The 25,661-nt window shown below is 44.0% G+C and carries 17 protein-coding genes; 5 read left to right on the top strand and 12 right to left on the bottom strand.

Going from position 1 to position 25,661, the window contains the following annotated elements:
- Positions 1 to 336 precede the first annotated feature (336 nt).
- Positions 337 to 1,221: a LysR family transcriptional regulator gene (locus tag AC3CH4_RS09165; RefSeq protein ID WP_488542862.1), complete on the bottom strand. Its 885-nt coding sequence runs from the start codon at positions 1,219 to 1,221 to the stop codon at positions 337 to 339.
- 239 nt (positions 1,222 to 1,460) lie between these two features.
- Here AC3CH4_RS09165 and AC3CH4_RS09170 point away from each other — a divergent pair, with 239 nt between their 5' ends.
- A complete protein-coding gene (locus AC3CH4_RS09170) occupies positions 1,461 to 2,132 on the top strand; it encodes a type 1 glutamine amidotransferase domain-containing protein (protein ID WP_102483134.1) in 672 nt (223 codons plus the stop codon).
- A gap of 127 nt (positions 2,133 to 2,259) precedes the next feature.
- On the opposite strand, the gene AC3CH4_RS09175 is transcribed toward AC3CH4_RS09170, so the two are convergent.
- Together AC3CH4_RS09175 and AC3CH4_RS09180 are read right to left on the bottom strand one after the other, a co-directional pair.
- The gene (locus tag AC3CH4_RS09175; RefSeq protein ID WP_488542863.1) at positions 2,260 to 3,495 is read right to left on the bottom strand and encodes a cysteine desulfurase-like protein; all 1,236 of its coding nucleotides are present in this window, start codon (positions 3,493 to 3,495) and stop codon (positions 2,260 to 2,262) included.
- Positions 3,479 to 4,135, bottom strand: coding sequence for a 2OG-Fe dioxygenase family protein (locus AC3CH4_RS09180; RefSeq protein ID WP_029223539.1), 657 nt, complete (start codon positions 4,133 to 4,135; stop codon positions 3,479 to 3,481). Before AC3CH4_RS09180 ends, AC3CH4_RS09175 begins: the two co-directional genes overlap by 17 nt.
- Positions 4,136 to 4,978: 843 nt before the next feature.
- Between AC3CH4_RS09180 and AC3CH4_RS09185 the strand changes: the two genes are divergently transcribed.
- The 4 genes from AC3CH4_RS09185 (at position 4,979) to cydC (ending at position 13,218) form a co-directional block, all read left to right on the top strand.
- A complete protein-coding gene (locus tag AC3CH4_RS09185) occupies positions 4,979 to 8,170 on the top strand; it encodes a pentapeptide repeat-containing protein (protein ID WP_488542864.1) in 3,192 nt (1,063 codons plus the stop codon).
- Between the two features lie 428 nt (positions 8,171 to 8,598).
- Positions 8,599 to 9,558: a thioredoxin-disulfide reductase gene (trxB, locus tag AC3CH4_RS09190; RefSeq protein WP_012603688.1), complete on the top strand. Its 960-nt coding sequence runs from the start codon at positions 8,599 to 8,601 to the stop codon at positions 9,556 to 9,558.
- 161 nt (positions 9,559 to 9,719) lie between these two features.
- Positions 9,720 to 11,504, top strand: coding sequence for a heme ABC transporter permease/ATP-binding protein CydD (gene cydD, locus AC3CH4_RS09195; protein WP_488542865.1), 1,785 nt, complete (start codon positions 9,720 to 9,722; stop codon positions 11,502 to 11,504).
- Complete coding sequence (gene cydC, locus AC3CH4_RS09200; RefSeq protein ID WP_488542866.1) at positions 11,497 to 13,218, top strand: heme ABC transporter ATP-binding protein/permease CydC; 1,722 nt, start codon at positions 11,497 to 11,499, stop codon at positions 13,216 to 13,218. The genes cydD and cydC overlap by 8 nt, the downstream gene beginning before the upstream one ends.
- Before the next feature lie 340 nt (positions 13,219 to 13,558).
- Here cydC and AC3CH4_RS09205 read toward each other — a convergent pair whose 3' ends face one another.
- The 9 genes from AC3CH4_RS09205 to AC3CH4_RS09245 all read right to left on the bottom strand — a co-directional run bounded on the left by AC3CH4_RS09205 (position 13,559) and on the right by AC3CH4_RS09245 (position 25,635).
- On the bottom strand, positions 13,559 to 15,442 hold the full coding sequence (locus AC3CH4_RS09205) for a methyl-accepting chemotaxis protein (RefSeq protein ID WP_004733396.1): 1,884 nt from the start codon (positions 15,440 to 15,442) through the stop codon (positions 13,559 to 13,561).
- 298 nt (positions 15,443 to 15,740) lie between these two features.
- Positions 15,741 to 17,312 (bottom strand): BCCT family transporter, encoded by a 1,572-nt coding sequence (locus AC3CH4_RS09210; protein ID WP_017093820.1) that lies wholly within the window; start codon positions 17,310 to 17,312, stop codon positions 15,741 to 15,743.
- Between the two features lie 272 nt (positions 17,313 to 17,584).
- Positions 17,585 to 19,183, bottom strand: a complete 1,599-nt coding sequence (locus AC3CH4_RS09215; RefSeq protein WP_488542867.1) for a BCCT family transporter — start codon at positions 19,181 to 19,183, stop codon at positions 17,585 to 17,587.
- 169 nt (positions 19,184 to 19,352) lie between these two features.
- Complete coding sequence (locus AC3CH4_RS09220) at positions 19,353 to 19,991, bottom strand: response regulator transcription factor (RefSeq protein WP_171316073.1); 639 nt, start codon at positions 19,989 to 19,991, stop codon at positions 19,353 to 19,355.
- Positions 19,984 to 21,339 carry a cache domain-containing protein gene (locus AC3CH4_RS09225; RefSeq protein WP_017078693.1) on the bottom strand — a complete coding sequence of 452 codons (1,356 nt, stop codon included), beginning with the start codon at positions 21,337 to 21,339 and terminating at the stop codon, positions 19,984 to 19,986. The genes AC3CH4_RS09220 and AC3CH4_RS09225 overlap by 8 nt, the downstream gene beginning before the upstream one ends.
- Before the next feature lie 104 nt (positions 21,340 to 21,443).
- Entirely contained in the window at positions 21,444 to 22,727 is a 1,284-nt protein-coding gene (locus tag AC3CH4_RS09230) for a TRAP transporter large permease (protein ID WP_054547368.1), read from the bottom strand.
- 9 nt (positions 22,728 to 22,736) lie between these two features.
- Complete coding sequence (locus tag AC3CH4_RS09235) at positions 22,737 to 23,309, bottom strand: TRAP transporter small permease subunit (protein WP_054547367.1); 573 nt, start codon at positions 23,307 to 23,309, stop codon at positions 22,737 to 22,739.
- Positions 23,310 to 23,527: 218 nt separating this feature from the next.
- A complete protein-coding gene (locus AC3CH4_RS09240; RefSeq protein ID WP_488542868.1) occupies positions 23,528 to 24,622 on the bottom strand; it encodes a TRAP transporter substrate-binding protein in 1,095 nt (364 codons plus the stop codon).
- Positions 24,623 to 25,242: 620 nt separating this feature from the next.
- Complete coding sequence (locus AC3CH4_RS09245) at positions 25,243 to 25,635, bottom strand: hypothetical protein (protein WP_004733388.1); 393 nt, start codon at positions 25,633 to 25,635, stop codon at positions 25,243 to 25,245.
- Between the last annotated feature and the right edge of the window lie 26 nt (positions 25,636 to 25,661).

Consider the following 25,661-nt stretch of genomic DNA (forward strand, 5'->3'; position numbering starts at 1 on the left):
TCTCGCTACACCCCACAAACTGGAGCATAACAACACATCCTGCCAACGCTTCCACACAATCTTTCACGCGTTAGGGGCATTAATATGGTATCTAGTATATCGTACTGCTACAGGCTTCTCTACAATTCTATCGCTAACACGAGTCACTAAAAGTAGACAAGTATCTCAATCCTATTACTCGCGTCAAAAAACAAAAAAAGATAACGTATATCTATGTAAGCATTAGCTTTTCTGTTTTCCGCTTTCAAATAGGTAGCTAGAGCTAATCACGACTCTTTTCAAATCCGTTCATTATTCACTTCTATCTTGTTGGCTGTTCGCTTGAAACCTTGTCGGTTATTCATTCCAATCCGAAAAGTAAGCGACTAAGAAGTCGATCGCTAACCGTGCTCTCTGGGGTAAAAAACGGCGGTTTTGATATACAACCCAACTGCTGGTTCCCGCACCCCAATACTCTTCAAGCACCGGGACCAGTTTTCCATTAGTCAGTCCGCTATTGAAACTGCTTTTGGGCAGATAGACAACACCAAGCCCCTCTTCACATGCTTTCAGTACTGCGCTCGAATTGTTGCTGCGCCAGCGCCCATGCACTCGTACCGCATTCAACGGTTTACCCTCTTTCTCAAATAGCCACTGATCACTGTTGGCGATAATACAGCTGTGTAACTTTAACTGCTCTGGGTGAGTGGGCGTACCAAATTGATTTATATAATCTTTACTGGCTGCTGCCGCCATCGGGCGATCGACGAGCTTTCTTGCCACCAACCCTGAATCATCCAATCGGCCATAACGAATCGCGAAGTCGATGCCATCTTCGATAAAGTTAACCATCTTGGTATTGAAATTCATTTCTATGGTTAGCTCAGGATGATCTTTGGCAAATTCCATCAGCGCCGCCGCGACATGGTTTTCTGCAAATGCACCTGCGGCACTCACACGCAAAGTACCGCTAAGCTGAGTCTGTTGAGAAGTCACTTGCTCGTTCGCTTGCTGAAGCCCAATGACCAAATCTCTACACTGCTGATAATAGGTGTGACCCGATTCGGTCAGGCTCACCATTCGTGTAGATCGTGCAAGCAATGCCACACCCACTCTCTCTTCTAACCTTGAAACTTGGCGACTTACATGACTGGTACTGCAACCCAGTTGTTTTGCTGCTGCAGAAAAGCCGTGACATTCGGCTACCGCAACAAACTCATTAATCCCTTCAAAGCTATCCATACTTCACCTGTTTACGTCTAACAAATTCACACCCAACTAATTCACATCTTACTATTGCTATATAGCAATAATGTTTTGCCTATTCGGCATATTATCACTCAAATGGTTTACTACTAGTATTACAGATAACGAAACAGCGGCATCTAAATTGAAAACTTTGGTTTTCTAAATAAAAACCACGATGCCTAAAGAAAAACCACAACGCTGAAACCAAACAAACGTGCTCAAAGGGACGAATCATGAAAAAAATACTAATACCTGTAACTAACCACGCAACACTAGGCGATACAGATCAAGCGAACGGTACTTACGCGCCTGAACTGACTCATGCTCTGAAAGAGATCATTGCTGCGGGTTTTGAGTACGACATCGCGTCTATCAAGGGTGGCAAAGGCCCATTGTACGGAACCGATATTGAAGGGGATTCAGTAAACGCCGAGATCTTGGCTGATGATGACTTCCAGAACCGCATTAACAACACAATTCCTGTAAGCCAAGTTAATGTAGAAAGCTACGATGCTATCTTCTACCCAGGTGGATTCGGCCTACTTTCTGACTTAGCAACCGATGAGCAATTTGCAACGATTGCCGCTAAGCATTATGAAGATGGCGGTGTGATCGCATCAGTATGTCACGGTCCAGCAGCACTGCTTCCGATTGTTTTAAGCAACGGCGAGAAGCTATTAAGCTCTAAATCGGTGACTGGCTTTACACGCGAAGAAGAGATCGACTTTGGCACCATCAATGACATTCCGTTCTTATTGGAAGAATCTCTTGCTCGTAGCGCAGCGCGTTTCAATAAGGTTCAACCTTGGCATGAGCTTGTGATTGTTGATGAGCGAGTGATTACCGGTCAGAACCCAACCAGTGCGCACGCAGTAGGTGCAGCTCTGGTTAAGCACCTGTCTTAGTTAAATCAAGGGCTTATTCGAATAACTGGCGTTGATCAAATAAGCTCAATCAAACAAAAAGAGCATGCTTCCTACTCAATATTCTTGAGAGAAGCATGCTCTTTTCTAATTCTATAGCTATTAAGTGCTAGTGGCTTCGCAAGATCCCTTCAAGCACATTAAACAACAAGTCAATCTCTTCAATCGAGTTGTAATGCATACAACCAATACGCACCACGCCCTGCTCTTCAATACCCAACTGCTTCACCAGCCCTAATGCGTAGAAGTGACCATTCCACACACAGATATTATGCTCACCCAGCTTTTTAGCGATGAACTCTGGAGAATGGTTATCAAAGGTAACCGCAAACGTTGGGGTTCTTAGATTCGAATCAAACTCGGTTTTCCCATAAAGTTTTGCACCTTCAAGATCGGCCAAACGTTTAAGAAAGTACTCACTGAGCTGGCTTTCGTGCTTATTATACAACGCGTAGCTTTGCTCTAAACGAGAACGCAATGAATCGGCTGGATCACCTAACTGTGCCAAGTAATCCACCGCCGCAATCACACCAGCAAGGCCTTCAAAACTTTGGGTGCCAGTCTCAAATCGACCTGGGCCGATATTGGTTGCAGGCTCTACCTTGTAAGGCTTTAAAGTATGCAGCCATTGAGGCGCAACATAAGCAATGCCAACATGCGGGCCGAAGAACTTATAAGCCGAGCACGCTAAGAAATCACAATTCAGTTGCTGAACATCAATCAAGTGGTGTGGCGCGTAATGAACGGCATCGACATAAACCTGCGCACCATGCTGATGTGCAAGCTCGATAACTTTCGCCATGTCGACAATAGAGCCTGTCGTATTCGAAGCAAACGTGACTGCGACAAGCTTGGTTTTCTCGTTAAGCAGCGATTCAAAATGCGCCATATCCAAACTACAATCCGACTCGTCTACACGAACTTGGCGAACAATCGCGCCTTTGTCGTCTGCCGCTTGCTGCCAGCTCGATACATTTGAGTAATGGTCTAACGCCGTGACGATAACTTCATCGCCCTCTTTCCAATCGCGGCTGATCGCTCGGCTAAGTTGGAAGGTTAGAGATGTCATGTTCGCACCGAACACAACGTTGCCAGAAGACTCCGCATTTAGCAGTGCTTGCGCCGCTTCTCGTGCTTGCTGCATTAAGCTCGTCGTCTTTTGGCTAGAAAAATAGTGGCCGCCTAGGTTTGAATTGAAATGCCCTAGGTATTCGGTCATCGAAGCTAAAACATTCTCTGGTACCTGAGATCCACCAGGCCCATCAAAAAAGGTCACAGGCTTGCCGTTATGATATTGGCCTAAAGCACTAAACTGTTGGCGCACATCATTAAGAGTGAAGGACATTGCGCGCATCCTTAGCTGTTAGAACAAACACATCCATATAGCCCATCTCATCGTGGTCTATGGTACGAATCGGCTGTGCATTGTGCCAAAGCTTACTGTCTGCCAGCATCGCAACCTCGCCATCACCTAACACTTTTCTAAAGAATGGCGCTTCATGTGAATCTTGATACAGCATGATTTCACCGCCCACAATGTTGTGACGGTTCACACCGATCAAAGCGATATGGTCAAAACCATCTTGGTGAACACCTTCAGGAGCAACTTGAGTCTCTTCAAAAATAGCGGCAATACGAATTTGATGGATTTCGATTTCTTGCCCGTCTTCAAGCCCGTTGGTTTCAATAAACAGTTCACACATTTCCTGCATGCCTTCACTGCCTAAAATATTCGCTTCAATCGGCTCGAACTGGCGAACAACGTCACCTTGAAAGTGATTAATGTTTTCAGACTGAACAAAGTTATGTTTGTCTTGCTCAACGACTTGTCCATTACTGAATTGAACCACCGAGTATCTTCTCAATCGAAACTGGCCATCCGCATGCTCTGTGCTTGGTAGCTTAGAGAATGATGGTGACAACTCCTCAACCGCGTGGTTACTGAGGTGGGTAATATGTAGGGTATTTTCGTGAGCATGTAACATCATCGACTCCTTAATGATTGTTAATTTACTTTCGATATTTAACGTTTTGTTTACATAAAGGATACTTGAAGATCTTGTCAAATCAACATTAAACAATCATTTATCCCGTCAGATTTAATAATTCAGACACTAAATCCAACTTGAAAATCAAAAGCAGTGTATAACACCAGAATAAAAGATGACCAACTCTTAAAACTAGCACACTCCACTAGCTAGTTATAAATCCCTACAAATTTAAATTTAACGATATTATTAACTGGCTAGCCATGTTTCGTATTGTGTCAGCCCTTTCGCTTCAATACGCCAGCCTCCTTGCATGAGCTCAGGCATCACGCTCGCCATCATTCATTTCTATGCTTTTGCACCGCGAAATACGACTTACCTATCAATTGCCAAGCTATTGATTATTTACACAACAAACTGAAATTGGTTAATTTATGAGTACGCCAGAAACCAAACGCCTTTGCTTGCGCGTCTGGAACAGGTCGAGTTCGGGGGGAACTCGGCCGCCCTCAAATGAAACTGCATTGATAAAAAGATATATGCTAATCTAAACCACTGATTTACAGAGTTTATTCTCGGAGACAGCAATGCGCCTAGAATTAAGAATGGTGAAGCGCCTGCAATTTACGAAATCAGGCTTGAACGTAGTCAGCAACATCACAACCTACTAACCGTGAGAACTAACAAGAAATGAAATGACCACCGTTGATTTGAGATCATCGGCGAAGTCGTTTGGTCAGGATAAAGGGTTTAAATATTAAAAATAAGAAGTGTAAGTGCACACCTTAAAACTCTCTTAACAAAAAAATCACCAATTTGGCTAGAAATAAGGCTATGAAAATGTCTGATATACAATTTGATTTCACCACTCAACATCCAATTTCTAATTGGAATGATGCAATTTCTTTCGACCCTAAAGAGTTCTTCACGGCCTTAGGTAAGCTAGCCCTAAACGTTGCAATGCAAGACGCGAAAGGTGCTGGAGAGCATATTCTTGATATGTTTAAGTCCCTTTCTGACCAAGAAAAAGGGCCTGAAATTCTAGCTTGGGAGTTAATAAGTACATCGCTTCATAAATCTATTTTCTATCTCGTATCTGAAAATGCGGATTTCATTGAAGAAGCAACCGAGCACCATGACCCGGAAGATTTAGCTAAAATTATATCCGCATCTATGGATTCAAAACCAGTCGGGATAAGTGCCGATTTTTTTGACAGACCTAAAGAACTTGAACTTCTCAAGACTATTGAACAACCGCTTGTAGATTGGTTACGTTGTCTTGGTATCCCCGAAGCAAGTGCTAAGGCGATCTACCTAAGGTTAATAGATCGCTTTGTAATTGAACTGCATAAAGAATGGACTAGTAATTCTTCAAAATACTTTACGATAGAAGAGGGTGTAACTAGTCCATTTTTGCAGTCCACAAAATCTGAACGAGAGTGGAAACAATACAGCGCATGGTTACAAGAAGAGGCAAACAAACCTGTATTCTCAGAAGCATTTGGACTTAAGCAAATTTATGTACCTTTAAGAGGTTATTACGAAGTAGAAAATGAAGAGAAAGTCAGTCCCGCCCTTTCAACATCTACGATTTCATATGAAATCGTAGATACACATAAAGAAGTTAAACGTTGGATATCTAACTTTGACGAGAATGATGCCATAAAATTAGTCTGTGGAGGGCCTGGGTCGGGTAAATCTTCTTTTGCAAAAATGTTAGCCTCTGATTTGGCTGAGAGCATGCCAAGCCTTCCTGTTCTATTCATCCCGCTGCAACACTTTGACATATCCGGCGATCTAACATCAGCCATTGGGCAATATATTCAAGATGACCGCTACCTGTCTACCAATCCCATTGACGGGAAATATGGTCAAAGTCGCCTACTAATAATTTTTGACGGACTAGATGAACTTTCGATGCAGGGCAAAGCAGCTGCAGATTCTGCTCGCTCTTTCGTAGATGAAGTTTTTGCCAAAATTAATCGCTTCAACGATCAACAGCACCGCCGTCAAGTAATTATTACCGGACGAGATCTATCCGTTCAAGCGTGCAGCGATCGCCTCCGAGGTACAAAACAAACTCTTCACCTTTTACCCTACGTTGTAGGCACAAATATCAGTGCTCTTAGTATCGATCCCAACGATCTACTAAAAGTAGACCAACGCGACCTTTGGTGGAAGAACTATGGCCTAGCCAAAGGAAAAAGTTATCAATCATTACCCACAGAACTTATGGGCAACAACCTAAAACCGATAACTAAAGAACCTTTGCTTAACTACTTGGTAGCTCTCACCTACGAACGAGGCGAGCTCAATTTTTCTGACACAGTCCACCTCAATGAAATCTACCGCGACCTATTGAAATCAGTTCACCAAAGACAATGGGATCATGGTCATCATAAAGGCACAGGTAACCTGAAAGTAGACAAGTTTGAACGCGTATTAGAAGAGGTAGCTTTAGCTGTTTGGCATGGTCATGGTAGAACAGCAACATTAGCAAGTATTGAGAAACAGTGCCAAGATAGCAACCTAGTTGAACACCTAAAAAGTTTTGAGCAGAGTGCCGAATCAGGTATCTCTCGTTTATTGACAGCATTTTATTTTAGACAAAGCCAAAAACTATCAAATACGAATAAAACGTTTGAATTTACTCACAAAAGTTTCGGGGAGTACATTACAGCACGTAGAATCGTAACGTTGTTGAAAAAGATTGCTAAAAACCTTGCGCGCTATGACGAAGATCCTGACGACGGTTTCAATGAAACAGAAGCAATCAAGCAATGGATCAAAATCTGTGGTCCGTCCCCAATAGATAGTTACATCTTCGAGTTTTTGAAAAATGAAATTGCTGCTTATTCTTGTGATATACAGCTAAAGTGGCAAGAAACAATATTACGACTCATCAACTATACTTCAGAAAAAAGCCTTCCTATGGAAGAGTTTTCTACAATGACATACAGAGAAATGACAAAACAAGCGGCCAATGCTCAAGAAGCAATGCTAATAGCTCACCACTGTTGTGCAGAGCAAACACAAAAGCATTCACTATTACTAGTGCCTCAAGACGATCTCCTAGGCTGGTTAAAAAATATAACTTTTGATAGTACAAATCCAAACTCTTTAGCGCTATCCGTTGGCTCATTTTTCAATCTTAGTAACTGCTATTTTTTCCTTAATTCTGTTGACTCCCTAAACCTAAGTGACTGTATTCTTACGCACACTGAATTTTCTAATTGTATATTAAGTGACTGTACATTAGATAATTCCGATTTATCAAATAGTATTTTCGAATCTGTAACTATTTATAATTCAAGTTTCATGAATTCAAACTTTTCTGAATGTGATGTCTCCCATACTATATTTGTAGATGCAGATCTTGATGATGTTTTATTCAAAGATGCAGACTTGAGTTCTATTAACTGGAGTAGCGGGTATGCTAGATTTTCAGATTTCACTCGTTCTTCCTTTACTAAAGCTAAAATTGAAGATGTTAATTTTTTACAATCCACATTTATAAACTCAGACCTATCCTTTTCTACATTTGAAAATTGTGATCTCACTGGGTGCGATTTTAATTCAGCAATTCTGATAGAAAGTAGCTTCAAGGATTCTGACCTCAGTTTAGCTGATTTTACAAACACTAACCTACATGGTTCAGACTTTAGGGGTGCCAATTTAGAAAATAGCAAGCTAAATAACACGAATCTCAATCATATAATATTTGACGGTAACACGCTCTTCGATATAGAACATTTATGTTTACTCAACGAGACACAACGAATAGAATATATAACTCTATCTACTTTATTTCACACTAGAAAACTTGAAGAGTCAGAAGAAAATTTAATTTCGCATTTAACCGAACTTGATTCACTAGAGTTAACTAGTGGAGACAATATTATTGCTTCCAGTAAGGGATATGCTTCGCTATTGCCGACAATAATTGAAAGTGAAAAAATAAATATTGAACAAAGTAAAGAATATCTAAAAAAACTTGAAGCAATTAGCGAATCAAATCAATTACAACACTAACCATCAAGAAATTATTTAAGCTTCCTATTGCTGCTAGTAAATGGATTCAAATTACTAGCAGCATTAGAATTTACGGAAACATACGATACACATCACTATGCAAAAAATGTGAGAACAGTCCCCCCTCGAATGGAACTAGTCTGATTCAACAGCTTAAGGTTGAACGATTAACTCGCGATGTTAGTCACTCTGAAAGTCTCTTAATTTTTTGAGGTTATAGCCAAAGCCTATTTGTGATAGTTAGTCTTATGCATTTTTTGACTGAGATTTCTCCCAGATTGCCAGCCACGAAAACGTTTGTCTCGATTAAGTTCTAACGTATAACGATTAATTACACTTCAGCCCTTGTTTAACCTTTTATTGCCTCCATATTTTCCATACAATCCTAAGCGATTATAAATAAAAACAATTTCAATTTCGGAGTCCTCATGAGCGACGTAAAGCACTGTAATTTATTGATTCTTGGTTCTGGCCCTGCTGGCTATACAGCTGCAGTTTACGCTGCTCGTGCAAACCTAAACCCCGTACTGGTTACCGGTATGCAGCAAGGTGGTCAGCTTACCACCACAACAGAAGTAGAAAACTGGCCGGGTGATCCTGAAGGTTTAACGGGTCCAGCTCTAATGGATCGCATGAAAGAGCACGCAGAGCGCTTTGAAACAGAGATCCTGTTCGACCACATTAACGAAGTCGACCTATCAAACCGCCCTTTCCGTCTTAAAGGCGATTCTGGTGAGTACACGTGTGATGCATTGATCATCTCAACGGGTGCATCGGCTAAGTACCTAGGTTTAGATTCTGAAGAAGCATTCAAAGGCCGCGGCGTTTCTGCTTGTGCAACGTGTGACGGTTTCTTCTACCGCAACCAGAAAGTAGCGGTTGTTGGTGGTGGTAACACCGCTGTTGAAGAAGCTCTTTACCTGTCTAACATCGCGTCTGAAGTTCACCTAGTTCACCGTCGTGACACGTTCCGCGCTGAAAAGATTCTTGTTAAGCGTTTAATGGACAAAGTAGAGAACGGCAACATTGTTCTTCACACTGACCGCACACTAGACGAAGTTCTGGGCGACGACATGGGCGTAACGGGCGTTCGTATTAAAGATACTCAGTCTGATAAGACAGAAGACATCGAAGTAATGGGCGCGTTCATTGCTATCGGTCACCAACCGAACACTGAAATCTTCAAGGGCCAAGTGGATATGAAAGATGACTACATCATCGTTCAGTCGGGTCTTGAAGGTAACGCAACACAAACCAGCATCCCAGGCGTGTTCGCTGCAGGTGATGTAATGGACCATAACTACCGCCAAGCAATCACTTCTGCGGGTACAGGTTGTATGGCTGCACTGGATGCTGAACGCTTCCTAGATGGCCTTAACGATAAGTAAATCTGAGATTGCAGATTTGATTATCGGTGCTCTCGCCTCAGTAGATGCAGGGCGTCATCACATTTTGTTGTAAATCCCTAGAGCCCAGTGGTATATCCACTGGGCTTTCTTTTGTATACTAGCCGCCCTCAACAAATAATAATTATCATTAAGCCTTCATAATGGATAAGAAAAAACAACGCAGCTTGAACAAGTGGCTTAAGCAACAGAGTAAGTTAGCGAAACGCTGGCTTATGATTGCGATTAGCCTTGGCGTACTTTCAAGCGTGTTCTTAATTGCTCAAGCAGCTCTTCTCGCCTCTATTCTTCACCAGCTGATCATCGAGAATGTCGATAAATCTGAACTGGTTGGTCATTTCGCAGGCTTGGCATTATCGGTCGTTGGCCGTGCTGGCTGTACATGGGGACGTGAAATCGCAGGTTATCGCTGTGGTGAACAGATCCGTGTCTATATAAGGCAACTCATCCTTGATAAGTTACGCGAGTTAGGCCCTGCTTACATTAAAGGTAAACCTGCCGGTACGTGGGCAACGCTGTTGCTAGAACAAGTAGAAGACATGCAAGACTTCTTCTCTCGTTACCTGCCTCAGATGTCTTTATCGGTAATGATTCCATTCATTATTTTGGTTGTGGTGTTCCCAGTAAACTGGGCAGCAGGACTGATCTTCTTGATTACTGCTCCACTGGTACCGATGTTCATGGCACTTGTGGGTATGAAAGCCGCCGATGCGAACCGTAAAAACTTCAAAGCACTGCAGCGTCTTTCTGGTCACTTTTACGACCGTTTGCAGTCCATGACGACTATCCGTCTATTTGACCGCACCAACGCTGAAACAGAGGTACTTAAAGGTGCATCTGAAGTGTTCAGAACGCGTACCATGGATGTGTTGAAAATCGCTTTCTTGTCTTCTGCTGTCCTTGAGTTCTTCACGTCGATCTCTATCGCGATGACCGCGGTTTACTTTGGTTTCACCTACATTGGTGAGCTGAACTTCGGCCACTATGGTGCAGGTATTACGCTATTCGCTGGTTTGTTTATCCTTATCTTAGCGCCAGAGTTTTACCAACCTCTACGTGACTTAGGTACTTTCTACCACGCGAAGCAACAAGCGGTTGGCGCAGCCGAAAGTATTGTCGAGTTCCTAGAAACAGACATCACTAAGGTTAAATCAGGCAACACTCAACTCGATTCAGCTCAAGGCATCAATATTGAAGCTACCGACCTAAAAGTGTTAAGCCCTGAAGGTGTTCAATTAGTTGGTCCTATCTCGTTCGCACTGAACACTCGCCAATCGACTGCGTTAGTTGGCCCAAGTGGTGCGGGTAAAACAAGTTTGATCAATGCCATCCTTGGTTTCATGCCTTATGAAGGAAGCTTGAAAATCAATGATATTGAATTGCGTGACCTCGACTTAGCCTCTTGGCGTAAAACCATTAGCTGGGTTGGTCAAAACCCGTTGCTACTGCACGGTAGCATTCGTGACAACGTCACTCTAGGTAAGCACGATATTGCTGACCAAGTTATCGAGAATGCACTTGAGCAATCATTTGCTAGCGAATTTGTAAACGAGCACGGCTTGGATTACATGATTTCTGATCGCTCTGGCGGCCTGTCTGTTGGTCAATCTCAGCGTTTGGCACTAGCTCGCGCAATGATTCAAGATGGCCAGTTCTGGTTATTAGATGAACCAACAGCCAGCCTAGATACTCGTAGCGAACAGTTAGTGATGAAAGGCATCAATAGCAACATTGAAAGCCGCACTGCCCTGCTTGTGACGCACCAACTCGCTCCTCTTAAATCAGTCGATAATATTCTGGTTATGCGCGATGGTGGTCTGGTTGAACAAGGTCATTACTCTCAGCTTTCGACTGCGGGTGGTTTGTTTGAAGAGATGCTGAACGCGAACTTAGCTCAACAAGATAATAAGGGTAATTTAGATGCGTGATTTACTGCCTTACCTGAAACTCTATAAAAAGCATTGGTTTGGCCTATCGCTAGGCATGCTATTGGCTTTTGCTACTCTGTCGGCTTCTATTGGCTTGTTAACGCTATCAGGCTGGTTCATTTCAGCTTCTGCGGTTGCAGGCCTTACGATTGCACGTGAAACCTTCAACTACATGCTGCCGGGCGGCGGTGTACGTGGTTTGGCAATGAGCCGAACGGCGGGTCGTTGGGGTGAACGTGTTGTCAGCCACAATGCAACATTCAAGCTGTTAACTGATCTGCGTATCTTCTTCTTCAAGAAGCTAGCTCCGCTGATCCCAGGTCGTATTTCGAACCTTCGTGATGCTGACCTTCTCAACCGTTTGGTTGCTGATGTCGACGCCATGGATCACGTATACTTGCGCTTAGTAAGCCCAGTGACGGTTGGTGTGTTTGGGATCTTCTTCCTGACTCTGTTCTTGATGTGGTTCGATAGCTCGCTTGGTTTGATCTTGGGTTCTATCCTTCTGATCATGCTTTTGGTTTGGCCAATCTTGTTCTACAAATTGGGTAAACGTAACGGTGGTGAACTGACACAGAACAAAGCTGATCTTCGTGTGACTACGCTAGATTGGATTGAAGGCTACAGCGAGCTGACTCTGTTCGGTGCTGAAGAGCGTTACCGTAATGCGATTCTAGAAACGCAACGCAAGCTGATGGCTAATCAGTTTGTGAATGCTAACCTAACCGGTATGGCTTCAGCAGCACTAATGCTGTTCAACGGTTTAACGTTGGTTCTTATGCTTTGGCTTGCGGCTGACGGTGTGGGTGGTAATGCACCAGACCCGTTCATCGCGCTAATGGCGTTCGCTACTATGGCAAGTTTTGAACTGCTGATGCCTATCGCAGGCGCGTTCCAGCATTTAGGTCAAACTCTGTCTTCTGCTCGTCGCTTGAACGAAGTTATTCTGTCAGAGCCTGAAGTTCAGTTCGCTGAAGAGAAGCTCGACATCAACAAACCGCTTGATATTACGTTCTCAAACGTGACGTTCAACTACCCTGACTCTGAGCGCAGTGTTCTGAACGCTGTTGACCTAACGATCCCTGCCACGCACAAGGTTGCGATTGTTGGTCAAACGGGTTCTGGTAAATCGACTCTGATCCAGCTTCTGACTCGCTACTGGGATCCTAAAAAGGGCTACATCTCAATCGCGGGTATTGAACTGACGCAGTGGAATGAATCGCAGCTTCGTGAATCAATCAGTGTAGTAAGCCAACGTGTCGACATTCTAAATGGTACTTTGCGTGACAACTTGTTGATTGCAAGACCAGAAGCGACCGATGATCACTTAGCGAACATCCTAAAAGACGTTGGTCTAGAAAAGCTGCTTGAGAATAACGCACTTGATAGCTGGTTAGGTGACGGTGGTCGTCAACTGTCTGGTGGTGAGAAGCGCCGTATTGGTATCGCACGCGCGATTCTTCATGATGCTCCTATCCTGCTTCTAGATGAGCCAACAGAAGGCTTAGATAAGCAAACAGAACACAGCATCATGACGCTGTTCGAGAAGCACTTCGAAGGCAAGACGGTTATCTTCATTACGCACCGTTTGATTGGTCTGGAGTCGATGGATTCTATCGTTCTGATTGAACAAGGCGAGATTGTTGAAAACGGCTCTCATGAGAAACTGTTAAGCGAAGAAGGACGTTACTTCCAACTTCGTCAGGCAATCTAGCTCCTCATAAGTTATAAAGAAAACCATTCAAAGCCCGAGTTTATACTCGGGCTTTTTTGTGTCTGTGATTCTCCTGAACTACACCCTTCTCCAATCAAACTTGGCCAGTCACTTACAATAAGTACTGACCTTGATGCAAATACCCAAACAGCTTAGAAACGACAAGCGAACGACCCTGCGATGGTTAAATTTATGGAGCAGTACTTCCCTACTCGTGCAGCGATTAAAGCGAAGTTTCCAGGTTATCCGAACAACTAGTTTGGATTCATAACTCTACCTAGCAGGCACAAAAAAGCCGAATGTGATATTCACATTCGGCTTTCAAATTACCTATTAGCGCTTACAGCTTGAAGCGGCTGATTTCGCTTTCTAGCTCGTGAGACAGTTCAGACAGCTGAGCTGCTTGTTCTGCAGCTTGGTGCGCTTCGTCTGCTAGCTCGTTAGATACGTCACGGATTCCTTCAGTGTTACGAGTAATCTCAGACGTTACTGACGCTTGCTCTTCTGCAGCAGAAGCAATCTGTGTTGCCATGTCGCTGATGCGTTCAACAGCTGCATGGATTTGCGTTAGGCTTGCAGCCGCTGAGTTCGCGTCATCAACACTGGTTTCAGCAAGACTACGGCTATCGTTCATGATGCTAACCGCTTTACCTGTTGTACCTTGTAGCAACTCAATAGTTTGCTGAATCTCTTGCGTTGAACCGTGTGTACGTTGGCTCAGAACTCGAACTTCATCCGCTACAACCGCGAAACCACGACCTTGTTCACCCGCACGTGCTGCTTCAATAGCGGCGTTAAGTGCAAGTAGGTTCGTTTGTTCTGCAATACCTTGAATGTTAGACAAGATAGCGTTGATGCTGTTGCCGTGCTCTTCAAGTTCTAGGATCACGTTAGTTGCGATTTGAACTTCTTGAGCAAGGTTTTGGATAGAGCTTTGAGTCTGTGTCACTTGACCAGTACCGTGCTCACACGCGCCAACCGCTTCAGATGAGTTCTGTGCAGTGTGGTCTGCGTTACCCGCGATCTCTTGTGTTGCTGCAGCCATTTCGTTAACGGCTGTTGCTACCATGTTGATCTCGTCTTGTTGCATTTGGATACGAGCACTACGTTCTTCAGCTTGAGAAGCCGTTTGACGTGCTTGGTTGCCTAGCGCAGCAGATACTTCGCTTAGCTTGATCACCATGGTGTGCATGTTGCCTACAAAACGGTTGAAGTTTTCAGCAAGCTTACCAATTTCATCATCGCTCTTAGGCTCAAGACGTTGAGTAAGGTCGCCCTCACCTGAAGCAATTTCTTCAAGTGCCGCTGAAACACGGTTCAAATCACGGAATAGGAAGCTCACTAACCAAGACACTAATACGATTACGATTAACGTAATAATGACCGCCGTTGTGATCAACTGAGTAAGTAGTGTTGAGTGGTTCGCTTCTTCTGTTGCTTTGTCCATCTGAACAGCGAAGATCCAGTTAGTGTTAGGCACCTTCGTGAAGTAAAGCAGCTTCTCTGCGCCGCGCTCTTTGATGATCTCGATGCTACCCGTACGCACTGCGTTTTCGATGATAGGCATAGAGATGTCGTTTGAAAGCTGGCTTACCGGCTTAAGGCTCAGTGCTGAATCTGGGTGTGCTAGGAATGTGCCGTCAGAGGCATCAATTAGCATTGCGTAAGCGTTGTCACCAACATCAAGGCTGATTACATCGTTAACCAATTGGTCGATAAGTACGTCTGCACCCACTACACCAACAAGTTTGCCGTTATGACGCACAGGTTCTGCAATTGTTACTAGCAATGCTTTAGTGATTGCATCTTGGTAAGCAGTGGTAATGATTTGCTTACCTGCAGCGTTTGCTTCTTGGTACCAAGGACGTTGACGAGGATCGTAACCAGCGCGATTACGTTCAGGGTGTGAACGGTACATTCCGCCTTCTGGAGTACCTAAAAAGATATCGTCAAAGCCACCCGCTACACGAGCTTGCTTAAGGAAAGGAACAACATCATCCTCTCGTGAAAAGTCATTAAATGCTGATGCGATATCGGTGCGGATATCAATCCAGTTTTTAATACCTTCAGATGCTGCTTCTGATACGCTTTCAGCTCGCAGGTATACGCCGTTACGAGTCTGTTCAAATAATTGGTTTGCTGATAACCAAGTTAACGCTGTTGCCATAACGACAACAGCAGATAGGCTAGCACCTATTAACTTCTGCTTAAGTGTTAGTTTCATGTCAAAGTTTCACGAGTAGTGGGAAATCTCGCGCATACTACCCAATATCAGTATTAAATTCGAGCGATTTTATAATTTAATAACGTAATATAATTTTAAGCAAACCATTGGCTTATCGAATGTCAATTACTTGGCTAATCGCCAAATTTAAGACGTTATTTTGAAGGTAGTTTCATCGAAATATACTGTTCTCTAGACTGTAAAATAGATACAAAAAAGGCAGGAGAGTTTCCTCTTCTGCCTTTCTTTTTACTTTATATTCGACTTCAACCAAATGGAAAGTCGATTAACGATCAGTCTATCGCTTCTCGGTGCGCATACCCATTAGCAAGCTAACACACATCAGTAATAGGATGATGGTGAATGGCAATGCCGTAGAGATTGCACCCGCTTGTAGAGCCTGTACTGCTTCAGTACCACCAACCCACAATAGAGCTACTGCAATTGCACCTTCAAGGAACGCCCAGAACACACGCTGAGGCACTGGCGTATCAACTTTACCACCTGCGGTGATGCTGTCGATAACTAGAGAGCCTGAGTCAGACGACGTAATGAAGAATACTAGAACTAAGATAACCGCAATGATTGATAGCAGCGTACCGAACGGTAGAGCATCAAACATTTGGAACATCGCTAGTGATACATCAGTCAAACCATCTTGACCAAGGATACCAACGTTATTCACGATTTGGTCAATTGCCATGCCACCAAATACTGACATCCAAATGATAGTAACAGTCGTTGGAACAATCAGAACCGCTGTGATGAACTCACGAACCGTACGACCTTTAGAAACACGCGCGATAAACATACCTACGAATGGTGACCATGAAATCCACCAAGCCCAGTAGAATACCGTCCAGCCGTGCATCCACGCTTCATCTTCACGACCATGAGGATTACTCAAAGGAATGATGTTTTCAACGTATGCCATAAAGGTGGTTGGGATAGAACCTAAACTCACCGCATAGCCGATTAGAGCCACTAAGATAAGCAGTAGGAAAGCAACCAACATGTTGATGTTACTGATAACTTTAACGCCGCCATCAATACCGCGAAGCACTGACACGACCGCTAATAACGTTACTACGGTAATAACAACAACTTGTAACCCTAAGCCAGCCTCGATTCCGAAGACATGTTGAATACCACTTGCTGCCTGTTGTGCACCTAAGCCCAGCGACGTCGCCAAACCAAACAGCGTTGCAAGAACCGCCAGAATATCAACAATGTGACCAGCCCAACCCCATGCTCTATCACCCAAGATTGGGTAGAAAATAGAACGAATAGAAAGAGGCAATCCCTTGTTGTAAGAGAAAAACGCAAGTGACAGTGCTACTACGCCATAAATCGCCCAAGGGTGTAGACCCCAGTGATACATGGTTGCACCTAGCGCCAACTTAGCAGCTTCTGGTGTGTTTGGTTCAACACCTAACGGGGTTTCAAACCAACCCGTGAAGTAAGCAGCGGGTTCCGCCACACTCCAGAACATTAGGCCGATACCCATACCTGCGGCAAACAACATCGATAGCCAAGACATGAATGAGTAATCTGCCGTCGCATCAACACCACCAAGGCGGATTTTACCATACGGAGAAACAATTAAGCCTAAGCAGAAAACAACGAAAACATTACCCGACCAGATGAAAAGCCAATCAAACGAATTGATGATCTGGCCTTTAACGCCATCTAGTGCTGCCTTTGCTGAAGCGGTATCTGTAATCAGAATGCCGATCAGGAACAAAGCAATAAGTCCTGCACTGATACCAAATACTGGGTTATGAACATCAAAACCCCATTTTTGGACGTTATCTTGACCGACAGTGTAATCCGTACTGTCGATACTGTATTTATCTATACCTTTAGTCATTATCCCTCTCTACGGAATATTGATAGGGTCTGTTGACCTTACTATCCCTTACTTACTTGTGACTGAATCACAAACTCGAACACACGATCCAAGTAATACAAGCTGTTGTCACAATAATTCAAATACTTGGATGTCTGAAGTTTAGCAGGTTAACTTATTGTTTTCAGTAAACCAGAATCGGTTCGATGGGTTTTCATCCAATATTCACGTAATTACTCAAATTACTGACGAAAAAAAGGCCGAACAAGTCGGCCGTTATTTGAATAATACTTTTAACTCAAAGCATTTTGCTGCTTAACCAATTGATTTTCGGTACGCAAACCTAGCAATAAGCTTAGGCACATAAGCAATAATATGAACGCAAATGGTAGCGCCATTGATACCGTTCCAGCTTGCAGTGCTTGAATGGATTCCGTACCGCCAACCCACAATAGAACAGCTGCAATCGCACCGCCCATCAACGCCCAAAATACACGTTGTGGAACTGGCGCATCCACTTTACCGCCAGAAGTAATGCTGTCGATAACTAATGAGCCTGAATCTGACGAGGTGATGAAGAACACCATAATCAAACCAATCGATACTACAGAAAGCACAGAACTCATTGGCAGCGCATCATAAGTGTGGAATAGAGAAAGCGTAATATCTTGCAAACCATTCACGCCTATCTCACCCACCTTGTTCGCCACTTGATCAATCGCGATACCACCGAAAATAGCCATCCAGATGATGATTACTGTCGTTGGGATGAACAATACAGCGACGATGAATTCACGAATAGTACGACCTTTAGAGATACGCGCGATGAACATGCCTACGAATGGTGACCAAGACATCCACCAAGCCCAGTAGAATACCGTCCAACCCTGCATCCAAGTTTCATCATCACGACCATGAGGATTACTTAGAGGAATAAAGTTTTCAATGTAGCCCATTAGCGCGGTTGGGATTGCTTTAATACCCGCCATACCACCAGCGATCGTTACGAAGATAAGCAAGCCCAAAGCAACCAACATGTTGATGTTACTTAAAACCTTCACGCCACCGTTAATACCGCGAACCACTGACATTGTTGCTAAGAAAGTGACCACTCCAATAACAATCAGCTGCATGCCAATACCACCATCGGTACCAAATACATGGTTAATACCACTGGTTGCTTGCTGTGCGCCTAGGCCAAGCGATGTTGCAAGGCCAAATAGCGTAGCCAGTACCGCGACGATATCAACGATATGTCCAAACCAACCCCAAGTTCTGTCACCGAGTAGCGGGTAAAAGATTGATCGAATAGAAAGCGGTAAGCCTTTATTGAAAGTGAAAAAAGCGAGGGCTAGAGCAACAACGGCGTAAATAGACCAACCGTGTAAACCCCAGTTATAAATAGTTGCGCCAAGCGCCAACTTAGCTGCTTCAGGAGAATAAGCTTCAACACCGAGTGGCGTTTCATACCAACCCGTGAAGTAAGCTACTGGCTCTGCAACACCCCAGAACATCAAACCAATACCCATTCCCGCGGCGAATAACATCGACATCCAAGATAGGTTGGAGTGCTCTGCTTTGGCATCATTGCCACCAATACGTATCTTGCCATACGGGGAGACAATGAGGGCAAAACAGAAGATAACAAAGATGTTGGCTGCCCACATGAAGAAACCATCGAAGTTACCGATGACTTTCCATTTTATTCCATCCAATGCTGATTTTGCGGTTTCAGGATCAGCGATCAAAAGTGCAACCAGGAAGATGATAATCGCTCCTGCACTGATTCCAAATACTGGGTTATGGACGTCAAAACCCCATTTCTGAACGTTATCTTGTCCTACTGTATAATCGGTATTTTCAATACTATACCTATCTTTTACAGGCTCCATGTTTCCTCTCTAATTTGTAGCGCACAGTTTGCAACATTGCATTCGGCGCTTAAATTTCGAAAAGAAGGATATCAACCTGTCGCAAAAATACTAAAAAAACCGCCAAAAATCAGGCATAAATTACAACTTTAGTAATTAAATTACACATTTAATGTAATTTAGCGTAAGATCACTCTACAAGCCCAGAATTAACAGCATATTTAGCTAGCTCTGCCGTAGAGTGAATATCCAGCTTATGCTTAATGTTTTGTCTATGAGTTTCGACGGTTCGGTAACTGATATTCAGCGCCTTTGCGACCTCTTTACTGCTCTCCCCTTTTGCAACTAATTTCAATACCGCTTCTTCACGCCTGCTCAATGGATTCTTCACAGATTGCGTGGGAGTAATCGGCTGAGTAAACAAATTCTGCGTCACTTTTTCACAAAAATAGGTCGAGCCTTGATTGACCGTTTTGATCGCTTGCACCATTTTTTCAGCCGAAATCTCTTTCAACATATAGCCGACTGCGCCCGATTGCATCACCTTCATGATGTATTCACGGTTGTTATGCATAGTCAGCATTAACACCTTCGCTTCTGGGTCTTCTTCTTTAATCAGATGGGTCGCATCAATGCCGTTCATGATAGGCATGCTGATATCCATCAACACCACATCGGGACGTAAAGACTTAACAACCTCTACCGCTTCTAAACCATTACTGGCGGTGCCTATCACACAAATATCTGGCTCGAGTTCCAATCTCGCCATAAAGCCATCCAATACCACTTGGTGATCGTCAGCGATCACAACTCGAATAACTTCACTCATTCATTAATCCCTCTAGTGTCAGTAACACTGTAATTTCCGTTCCAAGGCCAATCTCACTCATCAATTCAAAATCACCACCGATGAATTCCACTCGCTCTCTCATGTTACGCAGACCGATCCCTCGTTTTTCCATCGCTTTATAGGTGTTGAAACCGACACCGTTGTCTTGGATTAGAAGCTGTAACACGTTGCCAATTTGCTGTGCGATAACCGTTACTTTGGTCGCTTGTGCGTGTTTCTCTATGTTATTTAGGGACTCTTGCACCACTCGATACAAGGTCGTCGCCGCTTCTGATTTCAACTTTCCGGGTTGAGTGCTAAACAAGGTTTCAACCTCAATACCCGAGTGCGCCTGAAAATCCAACAACAACGAAGACAACGCCGCTTCTAAGCCGATATCATCCAGTGAACTTGGTCGAAGTTGATGCGAGATGTGCCTCACCTCTTCGATCGCTCGCATCAATGAATGCTGCGACTTATTCAAATGCGCTTTGAGGTCTTCATTTTGTAACTTATTACCAAGCAGTTCTAAGTGGCAACGACTCGATACTAATAATTGGTTAATACCGTCATGTAACTCACGCGCTAAATGCTTCTTCTCGTCCTCTTGAAACATCACCGTCTTATGCGCCAGTTCCTTCAGGTTATTATCTGCAATCCGATGTTCATGCATGTTAATGGCCAACGTCAGCACGATAATAACCGCCACCGTCACGCTAAGAATCACCACAATGGAGAAGAACGTGGTTTCAATATTCTTGTTGATCGCGGCCTGCATCGAAGCCACTTCTTGGTGCACATCTTCAATATACAAACCCGTGCCAATCATCCAATCCCAACGTTCTAACCAAGCCGCATAGCTCAGCTTAGAGACCACTTCCCCAGTCGAGGGCTTTTGCCACAGGTATTGGTGAAACCCTCCTCCGGTTTGCGCCTCTCTTAATAGCGCTTCTATCAGAAAGTCGCCGTCTTCATCTTGTAATTGAAGCAGATTTTTTCCAATCAATTCCGGCTGTATTGGATGAACCAAATTGGTTCCGTGGCGATCATATGCGAAGAAATAACCATCAGAGCCATACCTAAGTTTAGACAATATGGTTCGAACTTCTTTTTTGGCTTGCGCTTCTTTGATATCGGGGTCGTTGTAGATGTGTTCAATGGCGTCGAATGCGAGGTCGACGGTGTCTTTGAGGGCATTTTCACGCGACTTGATTAAGCTGTCCCTGAAGATCTCAACCTCTTTCGCACCCAACGTCTTGGTTTGGTGTAACGAGATCCAACTTATGCTCGCCGTGACCAGTAGCAACGGGAGTAGCGTCAGCAAAATCAGCTTAGCTTTTAGAGGCATTCCTTTCCCTCACAAAAAACGGCTTACTGAACATCAATAAGCCGTTTTACTTTAGCAATTTATAGATAGCCGTTGAAACATATCATTCACATTCTTGGCTTCACTCACATTCCATAGAAAGAAGGGAAAGCGAGAAGTGATCCAAGTACGAGGATTTGAATCAGAATGAACGGCATCACGCCTCGGTAGATGTCTTTTGTGGTGACGCCTTTCGGTGCAACCCCTTTCAAATAGAACAAACTAAAACCAAATGGCGGCGTTAAGAAAGAGGTTTGTAGGTTCATCGCGATAAGGATAGCGAACCAAGTCATGTTGATACCCATCAGTTCAGCAACAGGCGCAATGATCGGTACGATGATGAAACAGATTTCTACGAAGTCGATGAAAAAACCCAGAATCAAAATCACCAACATGGTAATGATCAAGAAGCCCCATTTTTCACCCGGCAACTGCAGCATCCACTCTTCAACCAGATAATCACCGCCAGTATAAGTAAACGCCATCGAGAATGCCGTCGCACCAAGCAAGATAGCAAAGACCATTGCCGTGACTTTCACCGTCTCTTTGGACGCTTCATACACCATCGACCAACTGAATTGACCGTACAACAAAGCAAGTACCATAGCACCCGCACCACCTAATGCAGCTGACTCTGTCGGCGTGGCAACACCCGCGAAGATAGAGCCCAATACTACAATGATCAGCGCGAGTGGCGGTACGATAGCTTTCAGTGCATTGATGACTTCTTGTTTACGACTAATTGAGTCATCACGTTCAATTGGTTGAGCCGCTTCTGGGTTAAGCTTTGCGTATATCAAGATATAAACGATATACGCGCCCACCAACATTACACCCGGCCAAATCGCCGCTTGGAACAAGTCCCCTACTGGCACACCGAGTACATCACCTAATAAGATCAGTACGATAGAAGGCGGAATGATTTGCCCTAACGTGCCAGACGCACAAATAGTGCCGCAGGCTAAGCCTTTGTCGTAGTTGTACTTGAGCATAACTGGCAACGAGATAAGACCCATGGCAACCACAGAAGCACCTACTACGCCCGTTGAAGCCGCAAGCAATGAACCCACAAGTACCGTCGAGATAGCAATACCACCACGAACACCACCAAACAGTCGTCCCATTGACTCTAGCAACTGCTCAGCAAGCTTGGTCTTTTGTAGAACAAGCCCCATGAAAACGAACAATGGAACGGCCATCAGCACCGTATTTTCCATGATCGATTGAATTCGATATGGCATGAAGGCGAACATTTCGATGCCTTCAGCCCAAACACCAAAGATTAACGCGATACCACCAAAGGTGAACGCGACAGGGAAGCCAAGCAAAAGAGCAAACAAGGCTACGAAAAACATTACTATTCCAATCATGTTCAGCCTCTACTTATTCTTTGTATGAGTATTGTTTACATGCGTGTTAGTTGCATGGATAAGGTGCGGATTAAAAATCTTATTCAGCGAATGCAGAATCAAGCCAACGCCACTGACTGCCATCAAGAAAAACGACAGTGGGATCATCGCTTTAATGATCCAACGATACGGCAAGCCACCGGGATCGCCCGACGTTTCACCCAGGTTATAACTCTCTTTGGCAACATCGATACCAAACCAAGCCACCAGCAAACAAAAAGGAAGCAGGAAGACAACGGTGCCGATTAGGTCAATAATCGCTTGCGCCTTGAAGCTGAGTTGTTCGTAAAAAACATCCACTCGCACGTGGCCACCAGCCTTGATGGCATAAGGAACACCTAATAGGAAAACAGCTGAGAATAGGTGCCATTCCATTTCTTGGAAGGCGATTGAGACATCATTGAAGGCATACCTCATGACAACGTCATACACGACGTTCGCGATAAGTAAAATAAACAACATACTGGAAAGCCATCCCAGTGCATCACCGATACGATTAAATAGGCGTTCAATATAAATTAGACTTCGCATTCCCGACTCCATGGAATTTGAAAAAACATCGCGCAGTACAACTAACCCAACTAAAAACGATTCAGTTTATAGCTAGCAATATGCTCGACGTAGAAAGGGTTCTTGGGATCTTGTTACAGGATTTATCCTGCTTAATTATTATGGTTAAAATGAACCCGCCGCTTAGTCACTCTTAGTTACCTAACAAGAACAGCTTTGGGTTCATTTAGCTTCAGTTCAACAACTGTCGATTATTTCGCTTGGCTATTTAGATAAGCTCTGTGTGAAATATCCGTCCATGAGCGCACTTGCTCTAGGTAGCTGGCTTGTGAAGCTTGGATCTCTTTCGCCAGCTCATCTTTCTCAGCATGTGCAGCAAGTAGGCGATCGTTCGCTTCTTTCAGTGCCGACATTACTTCTGGCGGGAAATCTTTAACTTGTACATCTGGGTATTCTGTTTTCATTGAAACCCAGTTCTTGCCACTTTCGTGCGTTGCTTGTGTGTACATGTCGTAAGCAGCAGTACGCATTGCAACACGCAAGATTTCTTGTAGGTCTTCAGGAAGCTTGTTCCATGTACGCTTGTTCACTAGGAATTGAAGCTCTGAACCCGGCTCATGCCAACCTGTGTAGTAGTACGGCGCAATTTTGTGAAAACCCATACGCAGATCAAGTGATGGACCTACCCACTCTAGTGCGTCGATTGTGCGGCGCTCCAAAGACGTGTAAAGCTCACCAGGGGCAATGTTAGTCGGCTTAGCACCTAGCTCCGCAAGGATTTCACCAGCAAAGCCTGGGATTCGCATTTTCAGACCTTGTAGATCTTCAACGCTGTTGATCTCTTTTTGAAACCAACCGCCCATCTGGATATCCGTGTTACCACCTGGGAACGACATTAGGTTGTGTGGAGAGTAAACCTGCTCCATCAACTCCATACCACCACCGTGATAGAACCACGCGTATTGTTCTGCTGGCGTCATACCGAAAGGCATAGAAGTGAAGTAAAGAGTGTTTGGAACTTTACCTTTCCAGTAGTAAGAGCCTGAGTGACCCATGTCGTATTGACCAGACTTAACCATGTCAAAAACGCCAAGCGGTGCTTTGTGTTTGTTTGCTGAATCGATTCTGATTTGCAGTCGACCATTCGACATCTTCTCAGCCATCGCAGCCATGTTTTTGGTTGCATCACCGAAAACAGGGAAGTTTGGTCCCCATGTTTCAGCAAGCTTCAAGCGATAAACCTTATCAGCAGCTGTGGCGCCAGTTGCGATCAAAGCTAAACAAGCCGCTGCAGTAACCGCAACGTTTTTAAAAACTCGTGTGAGGGAGTTAGAAATGAGACTCATGTTCACGTCCTTTTGTTGGATTAACACTCTTTCTGTGAGTATTTTTTATGGTTCAACATAAGAGTGCACCTTGATGAGGCAACTAGATATCAGGGAGAGCACGCACGACAGACCCACACAAACTGCGTATTAGACCAAAGGATTACGTAGAACTACGTAGGAGATAATTGCGTTATGTCGGTTTTAAAGGACTTACTCTATTCACCAGGGGAATGCTTATTGATAAGTACCTAAGTATTAATAATTAAATATCGTTAACAATTGATTGCCATTTCGTGATGAGGCTCTATTCTCACCACACATCAAATACGCACCTAAATGCACCTAATCCATGAGAATCAAGGATTTCAGAGAATCCGACGCCCTACTTTGGTGCTTACTGATTCGAAACATCGGACACGCGAAAGACAGAGGAATAACGGAAGGGGTCAGCCGATTGGAAATAAGGCTTCTGAGACTAGGTTCGAATGCTAGGTTTGAATATGAATATGAGTATGGGTTTGGGGTATTTGGGTTTTGGTTTTGGTTTTGGTTTTGGGATTAACATGATCCGTCAGATACAAAAAAGCCTCGAAAATCGAGGCTTAAAAACTTAACGAAGCGAATGTAATCCCACAGAATTAGATAGCTTTGTAGATAACCTTGTTACCTGCAAGTTGCTCTTTCGCTACTAGGTTTTCTTCAAGAAGTTTTTTCAATGCGCCTGTTGCCCATGAAGCTGCTTTCGCGTCTTCTTGACCAGCTGCTAGGCCGATACCTTTAGGGTTAATGCCTTCAGCATTGCTAACAACGATGTCTAGAACTTGTTGTTGCTTAGGAGTCAGTGCTACTGCAACTTCTTTCGTTGCTGCTACTGCTTTCTCTACCGCTGGTTTTGCTGCTACAGTTTTTTCTGCTACAACTTTCTCTGCGACAGGCTTCGCTTTTTTCGGCGTTGCCACTGCTTTAACTACAGCCGCTTTAGTGCGTTTCTGCAGTTTAGCCTGCACCTTACGCTTATGAGCAAGTCTCATTGAATATTTCTCCAGTTCACTGCTCT

The sequence above is a fragment of the Vibrio sp. QJM3NY_26 genome, assembly GCF_057786005.1.